Genomic DNA, 5,027 nt, shown 5'->3' on the forward strand with positions numbered 1-5,027 from the left:
TCAATAAAAAATATATATTATAAATCAATTAGATAAGAGGTTTTATTGGTGCCCAGGAGAGGACTCGAACCTCCACACCCTTGCGAGTACTAGCACCTGAAGCTAGCGCGTCTACCATTCCGCCACCTGGGCAGGTGTCGTGGATCAGGCGTGTAAGCCCAACGCTCAGAGGTGTCAAACGGATTTTTGCCACCCGTTTCAGTCCCCTTCATCGCTGCACGGGCGGGACAAAACCCGTTCCCCGTGCGGATTTGCGCCTTGTTTCACTGCGGTCCGGGGGGTACATCGGACAGGGGCGCACAACGCAAAGGGGCACACTATGTCGAAGCTGGTCACGATCTATGGCGGTTCAGGTTTTGTCGGGCGTTATATCGCCCGCAGAATGGCGAAAGCCGGCTGGCGTGTGCGGGTCGCAGTGCGTCGGCCGAACGAGGCGATTTTTGTCAAACCTTACGGCGTCGTGGGTCAGGTCGAGCCGGTGCTGTGCAATGTACGCGATGATGCCTCTGTTGCTCAGGTGATGCAGGGCGCGGATGCTGTTGTGAACTGCGTCGGTATCCTCGCGGAAAGCGGGAAAAACAGTTTTGACGCGGTGCAGGCCGAAGGTGCCGCCCGGATTGCGCGACTTGCTGCCGAAGCGGGCATCACTCAGATGGTGCAGATCTCAGCCATAGGCGCTGACGAAAATTCCGAAAGCGACTATGCCCGCACCAAAGCTGAAGGTGAAGCCGCCGTGCTTAATCACATGCCGGATGCTGTAATTCTGCGGCCATCGGTGGTTTTCGGTCCCGAGGACGAATTCTTTAACCGCTTTGCCGGAATGACCCGCATGAGCCCGTTCCTGCCGGTCGTCGGTGCGGATACGAAGTTTCAGCCGGTTTACGTAGACGACGTCGCACAGGCGGCGGAACGCGCGCTTACCAGGAATGCCGCCCCGGGCATCTATGAGCTTGGCGGACCCGAGGCGAAAACGTTCAGAGATCTCATGCAGCAGATGCTGGAGATCATCCACCGCCGCCGCCTCATTGTGAACGTTCCGTTTTTCGCCGCGCGGATCATGGCATGGGGCTTTGACCTGCTGCAGACCCTTTCGCTGGGGCTCATCCCGAACAAAATGATCACTGGCGATCAGGTGCGCAACCTTGCGAACGACAACGTGGTGTCCGGGGATCAGAAAAGCTTTGTTGATCTTGGGATTACACCGACGGATATGGGCTCCGTACTGCCGGAATACCTGTGGCGGTTCCGTCCGTCGGGTCAGTATGACGCAATCAAGGAATCTGCCCGCAATCTGCGCACCTAGGAATAGGCGATGATCAGCAGGATGATACCCAGCACGACCCTGTAAATTACGTACGGTGTGAAACTGACACTTGTCAGCAGGCGCATCATGAGCGTCAGCGCCCCAAGTGCCGCAAGGAAAGCAAAAGCTGCCGCAATGGCGCCGTCGCGCGCCAGAGCCCAGTCAGCTCCGGCAATCACGTCAAAACTCAGCAACACGCCTGAGGCCAGTATGGTCGGGATCGACATCAGCATTGCCAGTTTCGCCGCCCCTTCACGACCATAGCCAAGACGCCGCGCTGCGGTGATCGTGATCCCTGAACGAGAAGTGCCCGGTATGAGCGCCAGCATCTGTGCAAGGCCCATGAGGGCTGCGTCTTTGATGGACCATTGCGCAGAGGTTTTACGTGTGCCACCGGTCTGATCCGCCCAGTACAGCACCAGACCAAAGATCAGCATCGCCCATCCGATCACGGCCACAGAACGCATCATTTCATCAATCCCGGCGAGCCTGATCGCGAGACCTGCGATAATTACGGGTACCGTCGCAATGCCCAGGCACAGGGCGAGAAAAGCGCCTTGCGTATCCACCCGGCCGCGCAGCAGCCTGCCTGTTCCGCCGATCGCAATCCGGACGTCCGGCCAGAAGTAAAGAACTACGGCCAGGAGCGTGCCGACGTGAACAGCCACATCGATCGCAAGACCCTGATCCGGACTGTCGGTCAGGGCAGGCAGCAGCGCCAGATGTCCTGACGAGCTGACGGGCAGAAACTCGGTGATCCCCTGTATGATCGCAACGATGAGAAGCTGAAGGAGTGTCATTGTGCTGCCCTGAAGTTCTGTCCCCGCCTGTGGTATAAGCGCGGGGAATCAAATGGAAAGTATCAATTTAGGTCCGATTCGGACATACTTTTCGCTACTTTAAGGCGCGGCGGGGCCGGAACAAGCGAAAATTTCTGATTAAAGGTCAGCATGACTGACTTTATTTCTGTCCGTACATGCTTTAGAGGGAAGCCTGTTCTGTTGCGGAGGAAATAGACGATGGCTAAGCAACCAATGCTGAAATTTGTGACCGTTGAGCGGGATATGCCCGAAAAACGTGATGCAGAAATCCGCAAGGAAGATTTCCATGAAATCTATGCTGAATACGCTGCAGAAAAAGCGCGGGAGCAATCCGGCCGGTGCAGTCAGTGTGGTGTGCCCTACTGCCAGAGTCACTGTCCGCTGCACAATAACATTCCTGACTGGCTGCGGCTGACCGCCGAAGGGCGCCTGCAGGAAGCCTATGAGGTGAGCCAGGCCACAAACACCTTTCCTGAGATCTGCGGGCGGATCTGCCCCCAGGATCGCTTGTGTGAAGGAAACTGCGTCATCGAGCAGTCCGGACACGGCACAGTCACCATCGGGGCGGTGGAAAAATACATCACCGATACCGCATGGGAGGAGGGCTGGGTCCAGCCGATCAGCCCGGCGCAGGAACGCACCGAGTCCGTGGGTATTATCGGCGCAGGCCCGGGCGGGCTGGCGGCGGCGGATGTGCTGCGTCGTGCCGGCGTGCAGGTCACCGTCTATGACCGTTATGACCGTGCCGGCGGACTGCTCACATACGGCATCCCCGGCTTCAAGCTGGAAAAGGACGTGGTAATGCGTCGCAACGAACAGCTGGAAAAAGGCGGCGTGGCCTTTGAGCTGAACTGCAATGTGGGCGAGGATATCACCTTCGCTGATCTGCGCGACAAGCACGACGCTGTTATCATCGCCACGGGCGTTTACAAAACCCGTGAGATTGAGGCGCCGGGTGTGGGTGCCCGGGGTCTCGTGCGGGCTATCGATTTTCTCACCGCCAGCAACCGCAAGAGCTTTGGCGACGCCGTGGAGGAGTTCGACACCGGTATGCTGAACGCCGAAGGCAAACGCGTGGTGGTCATCGGTGGCGGTGACACCGCCATGGACTGCGTGCGCACCTCGGTGCGTCAGGGTGCGACGAGCGTCAAATGTCTGTACCGCAGGGACCGGGCAAATATGCCTGGCAGCCAGCGCGAGGTGCAGAATGCTGAGGAAGAGGGTGTAATCTTTGAATGGCTCTCCGCGCCCAGAGGTTTTGCAGGCGACCCGGTCACAGGAGTTATGGTGCAGAAGATGCGTCTCGGGGCGCCGGATGCCACTGGTCGTCAGGCGCCGGAGGTGATCGAAGGGGCCGATTATGTCGAAGATGCAGATCTGGTGATTATGGCCCTCGGCTTTGAGCCCGAAGAATTACCGACCCTTTGGAACGAGCCCGAACTGCCGGTAACACGCTGGGGTACGGTCAAAGCTGAATTCAACACCGGGGCCACGGATCTGGACGGTGTCTATGCCGTTGGTGATATCGTTCGGGGCGCGAGCCTGGTGGTCTGGGCGATCCGTGACGGTCGCGACTGCGCAGCGGCCATTCTGGCAAAACTCGATACCCCGGAAGCCATCGCGGCAGAATAAAACGACGGTCAGTTTGTATGCACGACACATGCACCCGCGAGCAGGAACTGCGGCTGAAACGGATGGCGCAGGATAATCGGGTCGCCTGGAGGAGGTATCAGATGAGAAACAACCTGCAGCGACCCGCGAGTGATATCCCGCGCGGACAACATCATGACTGAAGGTCGGCTTCTCCAGGGCCGCTGCCTTTGCGGCGCGGTCACCGTGTCGGTGCGCTCTGAGGATCCGCGTCTGCGAGCGTGTCACTGTGACATGTGCCGCCGGCACACCAGTTCAATGTTTATGTCCGTCGATACGGACGCCTCAACACTGACTGTCGAAGGGCCGGCGCAGAGCTATGTCTCATCAGAGTGGGCCGAGCGGGGTTTTTGCGGAACCTGCGGATCGACGCTCTGGTACGGTACGAAACATGACGGCACGCGCCACCTTGCGGCGGGGCTGTTTGACAACGCGGCAGGCGGCCCTTTGACACTGGAGTTTTTCAGCGATCGCTGCCCGTCTGGATATGAGCTGGCCGGCGATCACCGCCGCCTGAGCACAAAAGAGACGATAGAAATGTTCACCGACGCGGATGCGACAGATGAATGACGTGACACATCTGACCGGACACTGCCTTTGCGGCGCCGTCGAAATCACCGTGTCGGGCGGGCATGACCCGCGCCCGGGCATTTGCCATTGCCGCATGTGCCAGCGGTGGTCAGGCGGCGTGTTTATGTGTTTCGAAGCGCCGGCGGATGCAGTGTCTGTTAACGGTGACGTGACGCGCTATGCCTCGTCGGATCTGGCCGAAAGGGCGTTCTGCCCGGTCTGCGGATCGAACCTGTGGATGCGCAATACTGATGACGCGGACGCGTCATTTGAGCTGATGCCCGGGCTGTTCGATGCGGCCCTCGACTGGCCGCTGAGGTCCGAGATTTACACAGATAATGCCATGGCCGCAGCGCAGATCGGGGGCAGTCACCCCAAAGCGACGCGCGCAGAATATGAAGCAAAGAACAATTACGTCAAAGGAGATGCCGGATGACTTATGATGATGCATGGGTGGCCCGCGAAGAGGCAAAACGCGCCTATATGGCCGAGCACGGTATGTATGACGAAAGCGAAGAGCATTCGTCCTGCGGCGTCGGCCTTGTGGTCTCGATCGACGGTAAACCAAGCCGGAATGTCGTTGAAAACGGCATCCGGGCGCTGAAGGCGATCTGGCACCGCGGTGCGGTCGATGCCGATGGCAAAACCGGCGACGGTGCCGGCATCCACGTGCAGATACCAGC

At 58.8% G+C, this 5,027-nt stretch carries 6 protein-coding genes and 1 tRNA gene; 5 read left to right on the plus strand and 2 right to left on the minus strand.

What is annotated here, in order from left to right; translation table 11 throughout:
* Nucleotides 1–46: 46 nt before the first annotated feature.
* Nucleotides 47–132 (minus strand) — tRNA-Leu (locus Q0M35_RS16755).
* A gap of 187 nt (nucleotides 133–319) precedes the next feature.
* Here Q0M35_RS16755 and Q0M35_RS16760 point away from each other — a divergent pair.
* Nucleotides 320–1,303, plus strand: a complete 984-nt coding sequence (locus Q0M35_RS16760; RefSeq protein ID WP_295317410.1) for a complex I NDUFA9 subunit family protein — start codon at nucleotides 320–322, stop codon at nucleotides 1,301–1,303.
* Here Q0M35_RS16760 and Q0M35_RS16765 read toward each other — a convergent pair.
* On the minus strand, nucleotides 1,300–2,103 hold the full coding sequence (locus Q0M35_RS16765) for an undecaprenyl-diphosphate phosphatase (RefSeq protein WP_295317411.1): 804 nt from the start codon (nucleotides 2,101–2,103) through the stop codon (nucleotides 1,300–1,302). The genes Q0M35_RS16760 and Q0M35_RS16765 overlap by 4 nt on opposite strands.
* A 219-nt stretch (nucleotides 2,104–2,322) precedes the next feature.
* On the opposite strand from Q0M35_RS16765, the gene Q0M35_RS16770 reads away from it, so the two are divergent.
* The 4 genes from Q0M35_RS16770 to Q0M35_RS16785 form a co-directional block, all read left to right on the plus strand.
* Nucleotides 2,323–3,756 carry an NAD(P)-dependent oxidoreductase gene (locus tag Q0M35_RS16770; RefSeq protein WP_295317412.1) on the plus strand — a complete coding sequence of 478 codons (1,434 nt, stop codon included), beginning with the start codon at nucleotides 2,323–2,325 and terminating at the stop codon, nucleotides 3,754–3,756.
* Between the two features lie 153 nt (nucleotides 3,757–3,909).
* Complete coding sequence (locus Q0M35_RS16775) at nucleotides 3,910–4,344, plus strand: GFA family protein (protein ID WP_295317413.1); 435 nt, start codon at nucleotides 3,910–3,912, stop codon at nucleotides 4,342–4,344.
* Entirely contained in the window at nucleotides 4,337–4,780 is a 444-nt protein-coding gene (locus Q0M35_RS16780) for a GFA family protein (protein ID WP_295317414.1), read from the plus strand. Before Q0M35_RS16775 ends, Q0M35_RS16780 begins: the two co-directional genes overlap by 8 nt.
* Nucleotides 4,777–5,027, plus strand: a 251-nt coding sequence (locus Q0M35_RS16785) for a hypothetical protein (protein WP_295317415.1), incomplete at its 3' end; no start/stop codon positions are given. The genes Q0M35_RS16780 and Q0M35_RS16785, both read left to right, overlap by 4 nt.

It is taken from the genome of Roseobacter sp., assembly GCF_024639605.1.
In the GTDB taxonomy this organism is placed as follows: Bacteria; Pseudomonadota; Alphaproteobacteria; order Rhodobacterales; family Rhodobacteraceae; genus Roseobacter.

What these genes read in the sequence shown, in the direction of transcription:
- Q0M35_RS16760 (WP_295317410.1), top strand. Translation starts at nt 320, where the DNA reads ATGTCGAAGCTGGTCACGATCTATGGCGGTTCAGGTTTTGTCGGGCGT.
- Q0M35_RS16765 (WP_295317411.1), bottom strand. Translation starts at nt 2,103, where the DNA reads ATGACACTCCTTCAGCTTCTCATCGTTGCGATCATACAGGGGATCACC.
- Q0M35_RS16770 (WP_295317412.1), top strand. Translation starts at nt 2,323, where the DNA reads ATGGCTAAGCAACCAATGCTGAAATTTGTGACCGTTGAGCGGGATATG.
- Q0M35_RS16775 (WP_295317413.1), top strand. Translation starts at nt 3,910, where the DNA reads ATGACTGAAGGTCGGCTTCTCCAGGGCCGCTGCCTTTGCGGCGCGGTC.
- Q0M35_RS16780 (WP_295317414.1), top strand. Translation starts at nt 4,337, where the DNA reads ATGAATGACGTGACACATCTGACCGGACACTGCCTTTGCGGCGCCGTC.